Below are 16,652 nucleotides of genomic sequence, written 5' to 3'. Positions count from 1 at the left end.
AAAATGTCACAAAAAAATCCTCTAGAACTTCTAGAGGATTTTTTTTGCTTTGATGGTTCAAAATAATTTTGGTTTCGTAACTTTTCATCAAATAAAACCTAACCTTGAAAAATTCAAAAACACTAAAGCTTTTATCCGAATATGGACAAATTGCTTTTGGTATCGTACTCGCTAGTATTGGGCTTAAAGCTTTCTTGTTACCTAATGGCTTTTTAGATGGTGGAGTTACTGGTATTGCACTATTGGTAAACACACTTGTAGACGTTAACATTTCCATACTACTGGTTGTATTTAGTATTCCGTTTTTAATTCTTGGTTTTTATACAGTGTCTAGACGTATTGTTATTAAGTCCATCATTAGTATTATTGGCCTAGCATTTTTTATTCAATTTGAAAATTTTGCCACCATAACAGAAGACAAATTACTCATTTCTATTTTTGGAGGCTTGTTTTTGGGAGCAGGAATCGGAATTGCCATTCGTAATGGTTCTGTCTTGGACGGCTCAGAAATATTGGGTATTTATCTCAATGATAAGTTTGGTATTAGCATAGGGCAGATTGTTTTGGTTTTTAATATTATTCTATTTGGTATTACTGCTTTAGTATTGTCTATTGAGGTAGCGCTCTACTCTATATTGACTTACATCGTTGCTGCAAAGGTCACCGATTTGGTCATAGAAGGTTTTGAAGATTTTATAGGTGTTACTATTGTGTCTAAAAAGTTTGAATCCGTGGAAATCACTATTATGGAAGAACTCGGAACAGGTATGACACTTTATAAAGGCACTCGTGGTATGGGAAGTTCGGGTAAGCAAGAGGACTTCGATATTATACATATAATTATCAATAGAATTGATATTAAAAAAATGTATCGTATTGTAGACAAGGTCGACCCAAAAGCTTTCATAATTGAATTCGATGTTAATACCGTAAAAGGTGGTGTTCTACGGCATTATCTAGATAAAAAGAAGGATAAAGTTTTACCTAAGCATTAACGTCTTTTACTCAACATTTCTAAATACATCTTTTCAACTCTTGTTCTTGCCCAAGGAGTTCGCCTTAAAAATTTTAAACTCGATTTTACAGAAGGATTGTGAGTAAAACAACGGATATTAATTTGGTAGCCCATGTATTCCCAACCATAATGCGCTTGTAGTTCGGTTACAATCTGTTCTAGTTTTACTCCGTGTAGCGGGTTATTGGGTTGGTCCGACATCCTTTTCTTTGTCATTCCTGCGCAGGCAGGAAAATATATTATTTCTCAGACTTCAGTGGATTCATTCCTTTAGTAGTAATGACAACAAATATATAATTTTTATTAGTGTGAAAGTCTTATTTAACCTTGTACCAACTCTCTAATCTTTACCACTTTTTCAAAATGATCTAGTTGATGTGTCTGTATCCACCAAGTTGCAGCTTCCATTAACAATTCTGGATTATCATTCTTATTTTTGAAAAAAGCATAAAAAGAAATACCAACGTCAGTTCCTTTCTTAGCAATTTTCTTATCACAGACCTCAATGATTTTGGTTTTTAGACTTGGTGTCATACAATTAATTATCGTTTTATTCTTACTCAAATGAACAATTACGATTGGCTTGAGCTATTGTTATTTCGTCTTCGGTTTCTATTACGATTGCTGTTTCTGCTAGAATTTTTGGAGTTTCCAGAATTTTTAGTATTAGATTTTCTTCTTTGACCTTGATTTTGATTTCTGTTTCTGTTCTGACCAGGTTTGATAGGTTCGGTAGATGCATTTGGGTCTGGCTCAAAACCTTCAATAATTTCAACATCTATACTCATACCTATAAGCTTTTCAATATTTCGCAAATAACTGATTTCATCTGCGCTGACCAGAGAAATCGCTTGTCCGCTTGCCCCAGCCCTACCCGTTCTGCCAATTCTATGAACATAGTCTTCAGAAATATTGGGAATTTCAAAGTTAACCACATGAGGCAACAATGGAATATCTAAACCACGTGCCGCTATATCTGTAGCTACAAGAACTCTGATTGTGCCTTTCTTGAATCCAGCCAAAGCTTTTGTTCTGGCTCCTTGGCTCTTATTCCCATGAATCGCCGCTGCTGTAATATCAGCATTAATCATTTTTTTGGTCAAGCGGTTGGCGCCATGCTTGGTTCTTGTAAATACCAAAACTTGCTCCCAGTTACCTTCGGAGATTAACTTTATAATTAAGTCTGTTTTTTTATTCTTCGCAACACGATGCACTTTTTGATCAATAACCTCAACAGCTGTATTCTCAGGTGTTGCTTCAACTAGAATTGGGTTATTTAAAATGGAATACGCTAACTTTTTTATATCCTTAGAAAACGTTGCTGAAAACATTAAGTTCTGTCGCTTACTAGGTATCAACTTCATAATACGTTCTATATCACGCAAAAATCCCATATCGAGCATTCGATCGGCTTCATCTAAGACAAAAAGCTCAACACGCTTTAGTGAGACTACACCTTGATTTTCCAAATCGATCAACCGACCTGGTGTAGCTACCAAGATGTCAATACCTTGTCTAATTGTTGCCACTTGCGGTTTTTGGTTTACCCCACCAAAAATTACGGCACTTCGTATATTTAAAAATTCACTATACTCTTTTACATTGGCATAAACCTGAGCTGCCAACTCTCTGGTAGGTGTTAATATTAGAGCTCTTATCGGTCTGTGTTTTTGATAAGAATTTTGAGATAATATTTGCAGTAAGGGCAAAGTAAAACCTGCTGTTTTACCTGTACCTGTTTGTGCAGATGCTAAGACATCTTTTCCTTCTAAAACAGGGGGAATAGCCTTAGCTTGTATTGGAGAAGGTGTTTCATAGCCTTTTTTGCTTATAGCTTTGAGTAAAGGCTCAGATAAGCCTAATGATTTAAATGACATACATCGAATTTAGTTAAGATGAATATCTATTAAAAGCTCACCTCTTTTGATTTTGGCGAAGGTACAGTTATTTTGTTCTAAATAAGTAGCTATTGAATATTTATTCTAAATTTCTTAATGTCTTCCATTGTTGAAATTTTGCCAAAGGTCGTATTGTTCATTGCGGCTGTGTGGATGGGTAATTAATAAACACCGTAGATCCCAACACTAATCCATTACCTATTTGTAGTACTTTTTTCATAACGATTCAACTTTATAGCAATTTGCTGAACTCGATCAATGTTTAAAGGATAAGCATACCATTTACTTGATATTTTGGTTTAAATAGTCGAATTTAGTTTAGAACATCTAAATCAGAAAATGTCTAAATGGATAATAATAACATAAGTTTTTTTGAAAAAGTATCAGATTTATATTATGCTTTGGAAGTACCTTTTGAGCAAAAAAGTGAATTCTCTATAGACAGTTTGGTGGAAATTCATAAGCATAAACCCGTACCTTATAAATCCCCAGCTTTTAGGACTAACTTTTATTCTTTTGTATTTATTAAAAATGGCAAGGGGAATTACACTACAGACGAACAAACTTTTGAATATGAATCTGGCACCATTTATTTCACCAACCCTGGACACATTAAAGCTTTTGAATTTTACGAACTCAATGAAGCATATTTGATAACCTTTAGTGAACAATTTTTAAAAACCAATATACACCAAGATGTTTTTAGAGAGTTTCCCTTCTTACTTTCTGAAACAGTCACACCACAACAACCAAGCAAAGAAGAGTTTAAGGAAATAGAAACGCTTTATTTGCAAATTCTTTCTGAATATAAAAACAACTCAACATATAAGAACAAAATTATCGGTAGCCTATTGGTGGCTTTAATTTTAAAAATAAAAGCATTATTCTGGGATAATTATTATCCACTTGAAGAAGGCAACAATCAATCTAAAATTGTAAAAAAATTTAAAGAGCATCTAGAAAAGCATTATAGAGATTTAGTTAAAAAGGAAAACTCCATAATTCTACAAACACAAGATTTTGCAAAAATGCAACAGTTAAATTCAAGTTATTTTAGTCAGGTTATTAAAAGTAAAACTGGTAAATCTCCCTCACATTGGATTGCAGAACGAAACACCTCCTTTGCAAAATCCTTACTAAAAAACAGTTCTAAATCCATAAAAGAGATAACACACGCTATTGGATTTACTGAAACGGCACATTTAAGTAACTTTTTTAAGAAGCAAACAGGAACATCACCTTCAGCTTTTAGAAAAAAATACAGAAACTAAAAAATTTGCAAAACAGACTAAAATATTCGCAACAATAGACGTTCTATTCCACTCTAAATTTGTCACATAATTAATTAAAAACTAAAAAGATGGCAAAGATTGATTTAAAAAACAAAGTTGTATTAATCGCAGGTGGTGCGAAAAACCTAGGAGGTTTAATTAGTAGAGAAGTTGCAAAACAAGGAGCTGATGTCGTAGTACATTATAACAGTGATAGCACAAAGGCAGCTGCAGAAGAAACAGTAAAAGCTATTGAGAATACTGGAAGAAAAGCAATTGTGTTACAAGGTGATTTAACTAAAGCCAAAAATGTAAAATCACTATTTGAAACTGCAAAAAGTCAACTAGGCAGAATTGATGTCGCTATTAATACCGTTGGTATGGTATTAAAAAAACCATTTGCAGAAACCACAGAAGAAGAATTCGATACTATGTCAGCGGTAAACAGCAAGTCGGCATACTTTTTCCTTAAAGAAGCCGGAAAACATTTAGAAGATAATGGTAAAGTTATGACTATCGCTACTTCATTATTAGGAGCATATACTGGTTTATATTCTACTTATGCTGGCGGAAAAGCTCCTGTGGAACATTACACCAGAGCAGCATCCAAAGAATTTGGTGAAAGAGGTATTTCGGTAAATGCCATAGCACCCGGACCAATGGATACTCCGTTCTTTTATGGACAAGAATCCCCAGAAGCAGTAGCTTACCATAAATCTGCTTCAGCTTTAGGTGGGCTTACTAAAATTGAAGATATTGTACCAATAGTAACCTTTTTGGCTACAGATGGTTGGTGGATTACAGGGCAGACCATCTTAGCAAATGGCGGTTATACAACTAAGTAAAATGAAGTATTTATCTATACTATTATTAACAATGAACTTGATTGCCTGTAAGCAATCAAGTTCTATTAATTCTAATAAAATGGATTTATCAGTAATAACAAACAACAACGTAAAAAATGCGATTGCAGCATTACAATCTGGAGACCGGTCTTGGTATAACTATTTTACCAGTAACCCAACCATGACTGATGATGGTAACCCTAAAGACTTTCATGATTTTTTTAATCACGCTCTAGGAAAAGAAAAATTTCTCACTATTGATAAAGTAGAGAATAATGGCAAAAGCATCACAGGCGATTTCGATGCAGGTATGTGGGGAACGTTTAAAGTATACTTTAAGTTTCATGAAAATTCAGAAGGAAAATTTGATCGTTTGGATATAGGGCAAGTTTCAAAATTAAATTAGTTTATTTTCTAATTCAATATTGCAATGCAAATACTATTTAGTATTATCTTTGAAAAAAATTTTGAAGACTAAATTATGAAAAATATAATTCTGGCGTTTACATTATTAATCACAACAGTAATTAGCGCTCAAGAAATAGGTGTGAGATTTGGCGAGGTCACCGGCAATAACGTTGCCATAGATGGTGTTTTTGATTTTGAAGGCAGTAGAATACACGCCAATGTGTCTTTTGGAGAAGGAGTTGGTATCGATGCACTTTACGATTTTATCTATAAACCTATTGGTGAAGAGGCGATCAACTGGTACGCTGGTGTTGGTGCATCCACTTATATTGAGGATGATTTTAATTTGGGTGTCAGTGGTGAAATAGGCTTAGAATACGTCTTCAAAGAAGTGCCCATTGTTTTAGGCATAGACTACAGGCCTACCTTTTGGATTATTGATGATACAGATTTTAAATGGGATGGGTTCGGAATTAATGTGCGCTACAAGTTTTAGAAAAACTCGCGATACTGCATTACTCTAAAATCAAACGTATTAAAGTTTGGATTTTTAGCTTTTAGCTGCTTGTAAAGTGGCAATCTACTAATGGAAATATTGGCCGCACCAGACCCTGAGGTTAAGGAAACAGTTTTTATAATTCGATTGCATTTGGTTACCTTAGCTTTATGAGATCCTGAAACAAGTTCTGGGTGAGAAAGCATAAACTTGTGAATTCGTGGCACTTCATTATTCACCAATTCTAATTTAAGGTTATGGTCTTTTAAATGTTTTCTAAAAAAATATTCTGGTCCATTTTTACTGTTTCCGCCAGTGAATAAAATTGTTTCGATATTTGGATATTGTTTCAAATAACCAATAACATCTCTAAATTTTATGTTCTTCATACCTAAGTCGGAAGCATCTATTTTTTCACGCTCTGCACTTTTTACAATATCACAAACTCCTATTTGATGCGTTATTAAAAATTGTTTGCGCTGGTCAATAGCCTCTTGGGAATTATCGTATCGTAATTTAAGATTATGAATTTTATCTATAAATAACCACAATGAATTATAATAGCTACCATAGCAAAAGTCAACATCTTTTTCTAGGAGTTCTCCTGTAGAAAAACGGGGAGGTGGCAATGTGCCAACAATAAGTTTTTTCGTATCCTTTTGTATAAAGGGTTCGTAAGGATGATTATGGAAAAACATATTGATACTTCTTTAGAGCTGTAAAAAAAATGTATAATTCATAACCGTAACGATTCATTTTAGCAAATATTCCATTTCACTAATGGCACCTCTGTAGATACATTTGCTAATTTTTGTAAATGTGATAAAGCGATAATTATGTAGTAGCGTAACATGTAAGATGGGTTAACCCACTAAAGATAAAAACTATCGTGTAAAAACCAATTCCTTTTCTGATGATAAGTCTTCACTAAACCCGTAACCTTCATAGTTAAAACCTTTTACATCTTCTAAAGTATTTGCATCGGTATCTATAATATAGCGCGTCATGAGTCCTCTTGCCAATTTAGCAAAAATGGCTATCATCTTATACTCACCATTTTTAAATTCCTTAAAAGCAACATTAACTACTGGAGTTTTTAGAGCTTTAGTATCTATGGCCTTAAAGTACTCGTTACTTGCTAAATTCAGAAAAAGTTCGTCATCCTCTAACTCTTCATTTAATGCTTGGGTTACTTTCTTCTTCCAAAATTCATATAAATTTTTGTTTTTACCCACTGGCATTTTCGTCCCCATTTCTAAGCGGTAAGGCTGTACTAAATCCAATGGCTTTAGTAAACCATATAATCCTGAAATGATACGAACCGTATCTTCTACTTTGCTTAACTTTTTTGTATCAATCGTATATGCATCCAAACCTCTATAAACGTCGCCGCTAAATGCATATATGGCTTGGCGCGCATTATCTTTAGTAAAGGGCAATTGCCATTCTTGATTGCGCTCATAATTGAGCTGCCCAAGATTATCCGAAATCTTCATGAGCTTAGATAAGCTTTTAGCGGATTTCTTTTTTAGCAACTTATTTAAACGTTCTGCCTCAGCTAAAAAACAACCCTCTGTGGTTTTATCAGTTGGTAGTTTGCTTTCGAAATCTAAAGATTTGGCTGGTGATAATACGAGTTTCATAAAAAAGCCTCTTTTTATTTTTTTTGTGTGGAAAATTGTACGTTCAAAAATACAACCTTAAGAAGACTGTTTAAAATAGAACTGAAAACTTATTTTGATAGTGGTATAATGAATACCTATTTAGCAAGAAACTATTATAAACTTATTGTTCTGTTATAACGCAAAGGCGTTCATTAAATATTAAGAATCTTGGTGCTTGGCGTAAGCTCTCCACTTTTCAATGCATTGCTGCATATCTTCTGGAATTTCCGTTGAAAAGCTTAGCCATTCGCCTGTAGATGGATGTTCAAAACCCAATGTTTTAGCATGTAAAGCTTGCCTTGGCAATACCTTAAAACAATTCTCTACAAATTGCTTGTATTTGGTAAATGTAGTTCCTTTTAAAATTTTATCACCACCATAACGCTCATCGTTAAACAATGTATGCCCAATATGCTTCATATGCACACGGATTTGATGCGTACGACCAGTTTCGAGCTTGCAACTTACTAAAGTGACATAGCCCAAACGCTCAATAACTTTGTAATGTGTAACGGCTGGCTTTCCTTTATAAGCTTCATCTCCTGCATATACAGTGTTTTGCAATCTGTTTTTTGGATGACGGCCAATGTTGCCTTCAACCGTTCCCTCATCCTCATCTATATTTCCCCAAACCAGAGCCACATATTCGCGCGCACTCGTTTTTTCAGCAAACTGATTAGAAAGATGTGCCATAGCCTTTTCGGTTTTGGCAACCACGAGCAAACCACTTGTATCTTTATCAATACGATGTACTAAGCCTGGTCTATTGCTCGAATTATTAGGTAAGTTTTCAAAATGAAATATTAAACCATTGATTAATGTACCTGAATAATTTCCATGACCTGGATGTACTACCATACCAGCTGGTTTATTCACCACCAGCACTTCTTCATCTTCATAAACAATAGTGATAGGTATATCTTGGGCCACCAATAAATTTTCGTGTGGAGGATGCTCGAATTTTACAGTAATTTGGTCACTGGGCTTAACTTTATAGTTCGATTTTACCGTAGAGCCATTCACAAAAATACAGCCATCTTTTGCGGCTTGTTGAATTTTGTTTCGTGTTGCATTTTCAACAAAATTCATTAAGTATTTATCAATACGAAGTGGTTGTTGCCCTTTTTCGACTTTAAAAGCATAGTGCTCATAAAGTTCATCCTCCGAATTATAATTGTCGACAGTATGAGTCATAAAACTAACGGTTTCCGTTACCCAAAACCAAGTCTATGGTAGATGTTAATGGTAACATGGCTCCCGGTTTTAGAGTCTCGTCTTTATATTTCATACCCAAAACAACATCTTTACCAATGTTATCGATGTATGTGATATTACCAATTTTAAACTCCAAAGCCTGAAGTTGTGGTTTTGCTTGTCTAAATGTACGTTTTAGAATATTAGGTACTTCAACTTTTCTGTAACCCGAAGGATTTAAGATAAGGTAAATCTTTCTGTTTTCTTTGACTTGCGAACCTGCTACAGGACTTTGCTCTATTACGGAATACTTTGGATAATTGGGATTGTAGTTTGCTGAATCCTGTATTTCCATAGCCAAATCATTATCGTTCAATTCTATCTTTACCGTTTCTATAGATTTTCCTTTTAAATCTGGCACCACTATAAATTCGCCATGATTTGTAGTCATGTTTAACCACTTTAGCATAATAAAACTAAGTACAACAATAGCCACAATAGCTAATGCCAATTGCTTTAAAAATACTTTACTGGTTAAAAACTTTACTAAACTCATAGGTGAATAATTGTGAGACAAAACTAATAAATAATCTAACGTTATAAAATTAATATACGTATACGTACAAGATTTAGATTGTTGAAAATAAATGATACTTTTACGTATGATATAAAGTTATAAATATCTTATGCTAAGACTAAGCATAGGTATTAAAATACTAAAAACAAGTTTAGCACAAGCAAATTCTGCATAAATGAAAAAAAATATCGCCATCATCATGGGTGGTTATTCTAGCGAATATGAGATTTCGTTAAAGAGTGGCAATATGGTTTACAATACCTTAGATAAAAATAAATACAACGCGTATCGCATTCATATTTTTAAGGATAAATGGGTATTTGTAAATGACATGAAGGAAGAGTTCCCTATAGACAAAAATGATTTTTCGGTTTTAGTAAATGAAACTAAAATCACCTTTGACTGTGTTTTTAATGCCATACATGGCTCGCCAGGAGAAGATGGTTACATGCAGGGTTATTTTGAATTGTTGAATATGCCGCAAACAAGTTGCAGTATGTATCAAGCCGCTTTAACGTTTAATAAAAGAGATTTACTTTCTACCCTGAAACCTTATGGTATTAAAACTGCCCAAAGTTACTACCTAAATTTTGGAGACACTATTAACGAAAATGCCATAGTAGCAAAAGTTGGGTTGCCATGTTTTGTAAAAGCCAATAAAGCTGGAAGCAGTTTCGGAATTTCTAAAGTGTACAAAAAGGAAGACTTAAAAGCTGCTATTGAGCACTCGTTTAAGGAAGATAATGAAATTATCATTGAACAATTTTTAGATGGTGTTGAAGTTTCCGTAGGTGTGATTTCTTATAAAGGAGAAACTAAAGTGTTACCTATTACCGAAATTGTTTCGGAAAATGATTTCTTTGACTACCAAGCCAAATATGAAGGAAAGTCTCAGGAGATTACTCCTGCTCGAATTTCTGACGATTATGCCAAAAAAGTTAGAAAAGAAGCCAAAAAAATATATGAAGTTCTTGGTATGAATGGTTTTTCACGAAGTGAATTTATATTTAAAGATGATGAACCTTATTTGCTTGAAATGAATACCGTCCCGGGCTTAACCAAAGAAAGTATTTTACCACAACAAGCTGCCGAAGCTGGTATTAGTATGCAAGATTTGTTTGATAACGCGATTGGAGAAGCACTTAAAGAGTGATAAATCACTATTGATGATTTTTTGAATAATTCACTCAATTCTTAATTCTTATCTTTGTCTAGAGTTTAATTAAAAAGATTTCTGCTGTAGTCTATCTTGAGCATACTCGAAAAGTAGAACGTAAACATGAAACGAGCCATATTCCCAGGGTCTTTTGATCCAATTACTTTAGGACACTACGATATTATTCAACGGAGTGTTAAGCTTTTTGACGAAGTGATTGTTGCCATTGGTATCAATGCCGATAAAAAATATATGTTCTCGTTAGAGGAGCGTCAGCAATTTATTGAAGACGCATTTAAGGACGAACCTAAAGTAAAAGTGGTGACTTACAAAGGTCTTACTGTAGATTTTTGTAAAGAAAATGGTGTTGAATTTATTCTGAGAGGTCTAAGAAACCCAGCAGATTTTGAGTTTGAAAAAGCTATTGCCCACACCAATAGAGATTTGGCTCCTATTGAAACTGTGTTTCTTTTAACTGCTGCTAGTACGTCTTACATTTCATCTTCTATCGTTAGAGATGTGATTAGAAATCACGGCGATTATACCAAGCTGGTACCCAATAGCGTAAGAGTAAATTCTAAATAATATTATTGCGCTTCGCTTTCTGAACGGCTTCCAGTTTATTATGTACCTGTAGTTTGCGATAAATATTCTCTATATGTTTTCTTATGGTCCCTGTGGAAAGGATTAGATTTTCAGCCACGGCATTATAGCTTAGACCTTTACTCAATTGTTCTAAAACATCAACTTCCCTACTCGTAAGCTTTATCTCTTCTTTTTCCTTTTCTTCAACAAAAGGGTTTCTCAGTAGCTTTAAAGTTTTTAGTGCAATGGAAGGATTCATGGCTGCTCCTCCATTTAAGGTTTCCAGTATGCCCGTATGTAAATCGCCTGCATTGATTTCTTTTAAAAGATAACCGTCTGCGCCAGCTTTTATGGCATTGAAAATATTCTCATCATTATCAAAAACGGTAAGCATTATTATCTTTATATGAGGATACTTTCGCTTAACTTTCTCAGTGGCTTCAATACCATTCATTACTGGCATTTCTATATCCATTAAAATCAAGTCTATGTTGTTATTCTCTTTTAGCTTACCTAGAACATCTTCACCATTCATCGCAGTGAATCTTACTTCCAAGTCTTCAAAAAAGGACAGCTTCTCTTCCACCGCTTTAATTAAAAACGTATTATCATCTACTATGGCTATTCTTGTGATCATAGTTTTTTATATTAAATAAATATCCAAATTTTTATAACATGAAAGCTTACGCAATTCGTCGTATTTTAAATCTTTAAAGTGATGGCTGTTATCTTACTGTTACTAATTCCACAGTCAGATTTCCATTAATTTTCAACTGCGTTTTTTCATATTTTGTAAACCCTTACCGAATTCTACTCCAGTTTTGTCAAAATCTTTTCTGTTATATTGAATCACAATTAACACCTGATTGATACTCTCATAAATTCTAAAATTAATTTTTAAGAATCTATATAACAACCACTATCTCAGTACCTTCATTTTCTTTTGAATTAATTTGAATTTCGCCACCAATACTTTCTATGCGTTTTTTCATATTGCCTATTCCATTTCCACGTTTAACAGTTCTTGGATCGAATCCTTTTCCATTATCGGAAATTTTAAAGATAAGGTTAGATACATTTTTTATAATATACACTCCTATCTTTGAAGCATTTGCATATTTTAAACTATTATGGATGGCTTCTTGTATCACACGATGAATATTCATTCCTTCTACAGAAGTAAACTTTTTTGAAATGTCAACACTATCGTCGACAGTGAAACTAAACACAATATCATCATCGTAAAGATGTGCTTTATCTATATAGTTAGATATTCGGGTTTGTAAATCTTCAAAAGTGATGGCACTTTTATTCATGGCCCAAATGGTATCTCTGAGTTCGTAAATAGTACCAGAAGTAAAATTACTGATAGTGTCTAATTTTGTCTCTAACTTTTTATCCTTTATATCAAAGCCATATTTTAGATTATCTATTGATGAAATGATAAATGTGAGCTGCGCCCCGATATTATCGTGTAAATCTCTACTAATTCTTAAGCGTTGTTCTTGTAGTTTGCTTTGGGTTTCAATTTTAATTAAGGCATCTTTCAACTCACTTTCTTTTTTGAGTTGTTTGTTTTTTAGTTTTTGTTGGTTATAAATTAAGTAACCTATAATTCCCAAAATCAATGCCAATGCAATTAACCCAAATATTTGGTAGTTGCGTTGTTGGATTATAAGGTCTTGCTCGGCAATTTCCGTACGCTGAATTAAAATTTCTCTCTCCTTTTCTGCTGTTTTAAATTGCTCTCGCACTTCAACAATCTGCTTTGTTTTTGTTTCATTTAACAATGAATCTTCTATTGACTTATAGTCGATATAGTTTTTTAATGCGTTTTTATAATTTCCCTTTTTAACATCTAACTCATGCAGACGATAAAAAGCTTCAAGTTGATATTTTCTAGTCCCATACTTTAGTGTGTTTTGCATGGCACTATCCAATATTTTTTTTGCTTCTGTATACCTACCTGTTTCTAGATAAATTTTGCCTAAATTAACTAATGTTACGCCTTTTGACGCTTCAAAACCTGGCACAGCTAGGGATTTTAAAGTATATTCTTCGGCTTTATTATAATTTTTGAGTTTACTGTAACTATTACCAATATTAGAGTATGTTGTTCTTGCAAAACCTAAATCACCTGATAATTCAGCATATTTTGCAGCCTTATTGTTATAATACAAAGCGCTATCAAAAAGCTTTTTGTTGAACTCGTCTTTCTCTGCCAACTCATCATAAGCAATACCTATACGACCTAAACATTTAGCCATGGCGCTTGTATCCTTAAGCTTCTCAGCTATTTTAAGTGAATTTCTGTTCCATTCAATAGATGCCTTAAATTCGTACATACGATCATGTATGTAACCTATAAAAGACATATCTCTTTGTATTTTAGATAAATTATTATGTAACCTATTATACTCAAGAGATTTAAGGGCTATGTTTAAAGCTTCAGGGAAATCCGAAAAAAGTGTATGTAATCTAGCTTGGTAAAAATAACTGTCTTTTAAGATGGTATCCTTTTCTAAGTAAGAATTCGCTTTTTTATAAAATTCTAAAGCTTTGGTATTATTTTCTTTTTCATAGGAATACGCTAAATAAAAATAAGCCTTGCCTAGATTTTCCTTGTCATCATCAGAACTTATTTTATCGATGATATCTAATGCCTTAACTCTAATTATAGAATCATTAGCGGTATTTTGAATCTCACTAAAGAGCGAATCAACATTTTGGGATGCTGCAAATTGGCTACAAAATAATAATAGAATGAAATACACTGAACACTTGGCCTTGTAACATAAAAAAAGCATCAGATACCTTCTATTGTTAATAACAGAAGGTATAACTGATGCTCTCTTAAAAAAATTGATTAATAGCATAAACAATATAGGTGTTTTCAATGATAATCTCTTATTTTTTCGATAAAAGTTATAAATAAAAGATAATGCTACATTTATTCATATGTTATTTTACCTAATTCTGAAATTACTTAGGACTTTTAAATTTGTTTTTAAAACTTTTTTTATCATTTATATTTATCAAACAAGTAGTCTAGTTGATCATCTATAAATGCTTTACCAGAGATATAGAGGGCATCTGCAAACTTTTCACCATCTACCTCAACAAATTTTGCATTTTCGGATATAGTACTGTTCCATTCTGTTACTCTAAATAAATTACCAATATCGTAAGTTTTGGCCATATCGCCCTTATTGCTCGATTCTACTTTTGTATTATCTAATACCCCATCAATGGGTATTGGCTTTTTTAAGTACCCTTTCCAAGTAACTTTTTTTAATCCACTACCTTGAGCCACCGTGAAATCATTTGGAAGAATATAATAATCCTCTTTACCCTTTGACTTACCATTTTTACTTGGTGCAGAAACCGTTTTTTCCCCTAAAGCTAAGTATGTTTCAACTTTTGCATTGGCACCTCCTAAACTCTTTAGCCAACTTCCACCTGTTTTGCTCCAGGTCAAAGTTAAGTTAATATCTATTACAATAGCATTATCTAATTGCTTAGATAGCATATTTGTATTTTTCGCTAATTTTCCCAAGCCTTTGATTCCCGGAAAGAGTCCTGACTTTTTACTCTTTTTACCTGAAGCATTTTTTAGTGATGTAAAACCGCTAAAATCTGATGGAATGACTTCTAAAATCCCTGGATTTGCACTTTCTCTGACAATTGGACCTTTAAACGGAGTGGATTTGCTATGGTACTTAGTATTCTTTACGAGTTCATTACCGATTATTTCAAATCCATTGTCTTTTAGATCATCTAAAAACTCTTTGTAGAGTTGATCAGTTTTTTCTTGTAAAGACGAACCTTCAACACCTACTAAACCTAGTGCAGCTTTCGCTTTGGCTTCTCCCCTTCCTTTACCCCTAAACTCACGCTTTGCCTTATAATCTACGTCTTCTCTATAAACTTCTACAAAGACGTTAAAGCTGTTTATATATACTCTTTTTGATGCTTTATTTTTAGGGTTCATCCCTAAATTATCAAATTTTGATTTAACTTCCCCTAAAGTTTGAGAAGCAGCAAAAAACATCGAAAACGTAAAAACGAGAAATACTAAATATTTAAATTGTAATTGCATAATATCTATTATTAGTTTATAACATCTTTATTTAGATCAAAAGCACCATCGCTAATAGTCTTTACCGATTGGTCACCACCCGTATTTTTAGCGGTAAAGCTAAAAGTGCCAACCACCTTCGTCTCGGTTTCATTGGATATACTTATTTCACCTACTTGTGTATCATTGTAAGGTGCTTGCCAAATTTCAGTTGTTGAATTTTGCGGGTTGTTGATATCCACGTCTGTCTCAGAATAAGATGCACTGTTGAAAATATTGGCTCCACCACCAATTGGATAAGTTCCTTCTCCAGAATAGCCTATAATCGTAAAATTGATGGCCTGCCCATCGCTGTTAGTCGCTATGATTATTAGATTTTGTCCATTGTTGGCCAAAGTAGCAGAAGATGAAATATCTAAGGACTGAAAGTTATCCCCATCTACAGAAGCGACTACCGTACCATCTGCTGCATTTCCACCACCATCACCATCATCATCTGATTTGCAAGATGTGAGTGTGATTAATGACATAGTCATAATTAATAATATAACGTTTTTTAAAGTTTTCATTGTTGAAATAGTTTATTGGTTAATATTGAAGCAAATCTCAACAAAAAGATAAATGTATGCCATACGATGAATTGCGTATATTTAGAAATAGAACTCATTTAAACAAATCTATAAATTGAGTCTAAATTGCTTTGAAAAAGGGTTATTCGGTAAAGAGAAGTATCTTTTCTTTTAAATATTCTTTAGACCCCTTGCCATTATATAACTTGTCTGTTATAAAATCTAAAATATAGCTATCTGCTTTTATAGCAACAAATATAAAATCTAACATAGACCTAAGTACAACAAGCAATATCGCCGCAAAAATGGGCGCAGCAGAAAATAGTATAAAAAACGATGCTATAATTACCGTAAACTGTTGTATAACAATCCTAAAATAAGGCTTAAACATTATATCTGTAACCTTAAATTTTAAATACTTCTTGGGTATTATAAAATCGAATACAAGTTTTATAAGTTGTGTCCCTATCAAAAGCATTACAACTAACAACATACCTTCCAATTCTAAAACTATATTGAAATTTTTTATGATATCGAAGGGTTCTGAAATAAGCGTTTGGCCACTTAAAGAAAAAATAGCAAAAAGAAAAATAGACTGTACAGCTATAAAACCACCGTAATGTAAAACAAAAAAAATACTTAGCCCGACAATGGACTTAAAGTTATCATTACCCTTATACGACATTAGCATCTTTACAATATTAGCGACCCCAATAATAATGGTCTCTAAGAAGTACCCAAACAAAACTGCATAAGCTTCTATTTTACCTGTGGCAATAAATGCTATTAAAAATATGGTATTTGCCCAAGCATAAGCATTAGATGTATTTGGATAAAAAACACTTTTTAACATATACAAATAAACTATAATTTTAAACAACCTCTATACGATAAAT

19 protein-coding genes are annotated in these 16,652 nt (G+C 33.2%); 7 read left to right on the top strand and 12 right to left on the bottom strand.

Going from position 1 to position 16,652, the window contains the following annotated elements; genetic code table 11:
• Window positions 1–104 precede the first annotated feature (104 nt).
• Complete coding sequence (locus tag KCG49_RS12015) at window positions 105–995, top strand: YitT family protein (protein WP_218546804.1); 891 nt, start codon at window positions 105–107, stop codon at window positions 993–995.
• Here the strand turns inward: KCG49_RS12015 and KCG49_RS12010 are convergent.
• The 3 genes from KCG49_RS12010 to KCG49_RS12000 form a co-directional block, all read right to left on the bottom strand.
• Complete coding sequence (locus tag KCG49_RS12010; protein ID WP_218546859.1) at window positions 992–1,216, bottom strand: VF530 family protein; 225 nt, start codon at window positions 1,214–1,216, stop codon at window positions 992–994. The two genes, KCG49_RS12015 and KCG49_RS12010, sit on opposite strands and share 4 nt — an antisense overlap.
• Before the next feature lie 120 nt (window positions 1,217–1,336).
• Window positions 1,337–1,549 (bottom strand): DUF6500 family protein, encoded by a 213-nt coding sequence (locus tag KCG49_RS12005; protein WP_218546803.1) that lies wholly within the window; start codon window positions 1,547–1,549, stop codon window positions 1,337–1,339.
• 38 nt (window positions 1,550–1,587) lie between these two features.
• Window positions 1,588–2,892, bottom strand: a complete 1,305-nt coding sequence (locus tag KCG49_RS12000) for a DEAD/DEAH box helicase (RefSeq protein WP_218546802.1) — start codon at window positions 2,890–2,892, stop codon at window positions 1,588–1,590.
• A gap of 368 nt (window positions 2,893–3,260) precedes the next feature.
• Here KCG49_RS12000 and KCG49_RS11995 point away from each other — a divergent pair, with 368 nt between their 5' ends.
• From KCG49_RS11995 to KCG49_RS11980, 4 genes are all read left to right on the top strand, one after another.
• Window positions 3,261–4,184: a helix-turn-helix domain-containing protein gene (locus KCG49_RS11995; protein ID WP_218546801.1), complete on the top strand. Its 924-nt coding sequence runs from the start codon at window positions 3,261–3,263 to the stop codon at window positions 4,182–4,184.
• Between the two features lie 89 nt (window positions 4,185–4,273).
• On the top strand, window positions 4,274–5,029 hold the full coding sequence (locus tag KCG49_RS11990) for an SDR family oxidoreductase (RefSeq protein WP_218546800.1): 756 nt from the start codon (window positions 4,274–4,276) through the stop codon (window positions 5,027–5,029).
• A gap of 79 nt (window positions 5,030–5,108) precedes the next feature.
• A complete protein-coding gene (locus tag KCG49_RS11985) occupies window positions 5,109–5,435 on the top strand; it encodes a hypothetical protein (protein ID WP_256259983.1) in 327 nt (108 codons plus the stop codon).
• 75 nt (window positions 5,436–5,510) lie between these two features.
• A complete protein-coding gene (locus tag KCG49_RS11980) occupies window positions 5,511–5,933 on the top strand; it encodes a hypothetical protein (RefSeq protein ID WP_218546798.1) in 423 nt (140 codons plus the stop codon).
• Here KCG49_RS11980 and KCG49_RS11975 read toward each other — a convergent pair.
• The 4 genes from KCG49_RS11975 to KCG49_RS11960 all read right to left on the bottom strand — a co-directional run bounded on the left by KCG49_RS11975 (window position 5,930) and on the right by KCG49_RS11960 (window position 9,347).
• Window positions 5,930–6,631, bottom strand: a complete 702-nt coding sequence (locus KCG49_RS11975) for a uracil-DNA glycosylase family protein (RefSeq protein WP_218546797.1) — start codon at window positions 6,629–6,631, stop codon at window positions 5,930–5,932. The genes KCG49_RS11980 and KCG49_RS11975 overlap by 4 nt on opposite strands.
• 186 nt (window positions 6,632–6,817) lie before the next feature.
• The gene (gene yaaA, locus KCG49_RS11970; protein WP_218546794.1) at window positions 6,818–7,576 is read right to left on the bottom strand and encodes a peroxide stress protein YaaA; all 759 of its coding nucleotides are present in this window, start codon (window positions 7,574–7,576) and stop codon (window positions 6,818–6,820) included.
• Between the two features lie 180 nt (window positions 7,577–7,756).
• Window positions 7,757–8,791: an RluA family pseudouridine synthase gene (locus tag KCG49_RS11965; protein ID WP_218546793.1), complete on the bottom strand. Its 1,035-nt coding sequence runs from the start codon at window positions 8,789–8,791 to the stop codon at window positions 7,757–7,759.
• 4 nt (window positions 8,792–8,795) lie between these two features.
• Entirely contained in the window at window positions 8,796–9,347 is a 552-nt protein-coding gene (locus KCG49_RS11960; protein ID WP_218546791.1) for a PASTA domain-containing protein, read from the bottom strand.
• Window positions 9,348–9,543: 196 nt separating this feature from the next.
• Here KCG49_RS11960 and KCG49_RS11955 point away from each other — a divergent pair, with 196 nt between their 5' ends.
• Together KCG49_RS11955 and coaD are read left to right on the top strand one after the other, a co-directional pair.
• A complete protein-coding gene (locus KCG49_RS11955) occupies window positions 9,544–10,521 on the top strand; it encodes a D-alanine--D-alanine ligase (protein WP_218546789.1) in 978 nt (325 codons plus the stop codon).
• 126 nt (window positions 10,522–10,647) lie between these two features.
• Window positions 10,648–11,109, top strand: coding sequence for a pantetheine-phosphate adenylyltransferase (gene coaD / locus KCG49_RS11950; protein WP_218546787.1), 462 nt, complete (start codon window positions 10,648–10,650; stop codon window positions 11,107–11,109).
• Here coaD and KCG49_RS11945 read toward each other — a convergent pair.
• The 5 genes from KCG49_RS11945 to KCG49_RS11925 form a co-directional block, all read right to left on the bottom strand.
• Window positions 11,102–11,746 carry a response regulator transcription factor gene (locus KCG49_RS11945; RefSeq protein ID WP_218546786.1) on the bottom strand — a complete coding sequence of 215 codons (645 nt, stop codon included), beginning with the start codon at window positions 11,744–11,746 and terminating at the stop codon, window positions 11,102–11,104. The genes coaD and KCG49_RS11945 overlap by 8 nt on opposite strands.
• A 268-nt stretch (window positions 11,747–12,014) precedes the next feature.
• Window positions 12,015–13,883 (bottom strand): ATP-binding protein, encoded by a 1,869-nt coding sequence (locus KCG49_RS11940; protein ID WP_218546785.1) that lies wholly within the window; start codon window positions 13,881–13,883, stop codon window positions 12,015–12,017.
• A gap of 248 nt (window positions 13,884–14,131) precedes the next feature.
• Window positions 14,132–15,208, bottom strand: coding sequence for a hypothetical protein (locus KCG49_RS11935; RefSeq protein ID WP_218546784.1), 1,077 nt, complete (start codon window positions 15,206–15,208; stop codon window positions 14,132–14,134).
• An 11-nt stretch (window positions 15,209–15,219) separates the two neighbouring features.
• Window positions 15,220–15,756, bottom strand: a complete 537-nt coding sequence (locus tag KCG49_RS11930; protein ID WP_218546783.1) for a DUF6252 domain-containing protein — start codon at window positions 15,754–15,756, stop codon at window positions 15,220–15,222.
• Window positions 15,757–15,898: 142 nt separating this feature from the next.
• Window positions 15,899–16,609: a DUF6498-containing protein gene (locus KCG49_RS11925; RefSeq protein WP_218546782.1), complete on the bottom strand. Its 711-nt coding sequence runs from the start codon at window positions 16,607–16,609 to the stop codon at window positions 15,899–15,901.
• Between the last annotated feature and the right edge of the window lie 43 nt (window positions 16,610–16,652).

The sequence above is a fragment of the Winogradskyella luteola genome, assembly GCF_019203985.1.
GTDB classification, from domain to species: Bacteria; Bacteroidota; Bacteroidia; order Flavobacteriales; family Flavobacteriaceae; genus Winogradskyella; species Winogradskyella luteola.
This window is presented reverse-complemented; position numbering and strand designations above follow the sequence as displayed.

Bases quoted from the DNA above. Each gene is read 5' to 3' on its own strand.
- KCG49_RS11990 (WP_218546800.1), top strand. From the start codon at position 4,274: ATGGCAAAGATTGATTTAAAAAACAAAGTTGTATTAATCGCAGGTGGT.
- KCG49_RS11980 (WP_218546798.1), top strand. From the start codon at position 5,511: ATGAAAAATATAATTCTGGCGTTTACATTATTAATCACAACAGTAATT.
- KCG49_RS11955 (WP_218546789.1), top strand. From the start codon at position 9,544: ATGAAAAAAAATATCGCCATCATCATGGGTGGTTATTCTAGCGAATAT.
- KCG49_RS11995 (WP_218546801.1), top strand. From the start codon at position 3,261: ATGGATAATAATAACATAAGTTTTTTTGAAAAAGTATCAGATTTATAT.
- KCG49_RS12000 (WP_218546802.1), bottom strand. From the start codon at position 2,892: ATGTCATTTAAATCATTAGGCTTATCTGAGCCTTTACTCAAAGCTATA.
- KCG49_RS11975 (WP_218546797.1), bottom strand. From the start codon at position 6,631: ATGTTTTTCCATAATCATCCTTACGAACCCTTTATACAAAAGGATACG.
- yaaA (WP_218546794.1), bottom strand. From the start codon at position 7,576: ATGAAACTCGTATTATCACCAGCCAAATCTTTAGATTTCGAAAGCAAA.
- KCG49_RS11930 (WP_218546783.1), bottom strand. From the start codon at position 15,756: ATGAAAACTTTAAAAAACGTTATATTATTAATTATGACTATGTCATTA.
- KCG49_RS12010 (WP_218546859.1), bottom strand. From the start codon at position 1,216: ATGTCGGACCAACCCAATAACCCGCTACACGGAGTAAAACTAGAACAG.
- KCG49_RS12005 (WP_218546803.1), bottom strand. From the start codon at position 1,549: ATGACACCAAGTCTAAAAACCAAAATCATTGAGGTCTGTGATAAGAAA.
- coaD (WP_218546787.1), top strand. From the start codon at position 10,648: ATGAAACGAGCCATATTCCCAGGGTCTTTTGATCCAATTACTTTAGGA.
- KCG49_RS11935 (WP_218546784.1), bottom strand. From the start codon at position 15,208: ATGCAATTACAATTTAAATATTTAGTATTTCTCGTTTTTACGTTTTCG.
- KCG49_RS11965 (WP_218546793.1), bottom strand. From the start codon at position 8,791: ATGACTCATACTGTCGACAATTATAATTCGGAGGATGAACTTTATGAG.
- KCG49_RS11945 (WP_218546786.1), bottom strand. From the start codon at position 11,746: ATGATCACAAGAATAGCCATAGTAGATGATAATACGTTTTTAATTAAA.
- KCG49_RS11960 (WP_218546791.1), bottom strand. From the start codon at position 9,347: ATGAGTTTAGTAAAGTTTTTAACCAGTAAAGTATTTTTAAAGCAATTG.
- KCG49_RS11985 (WP_256259983.1), top strand. From the start codon at position 5,109: ATGGATTTATCAGTAATAACAAACAACAACGTAAAAAATGCGATTGCA.
- KCG49_RS11925 (WP_218546782.1), bottom strand. From the start codon at position 16,609: ATGTTAAAAAGTGTTTTTTATCCAAATACATCTAATGCTTATGCTTGG.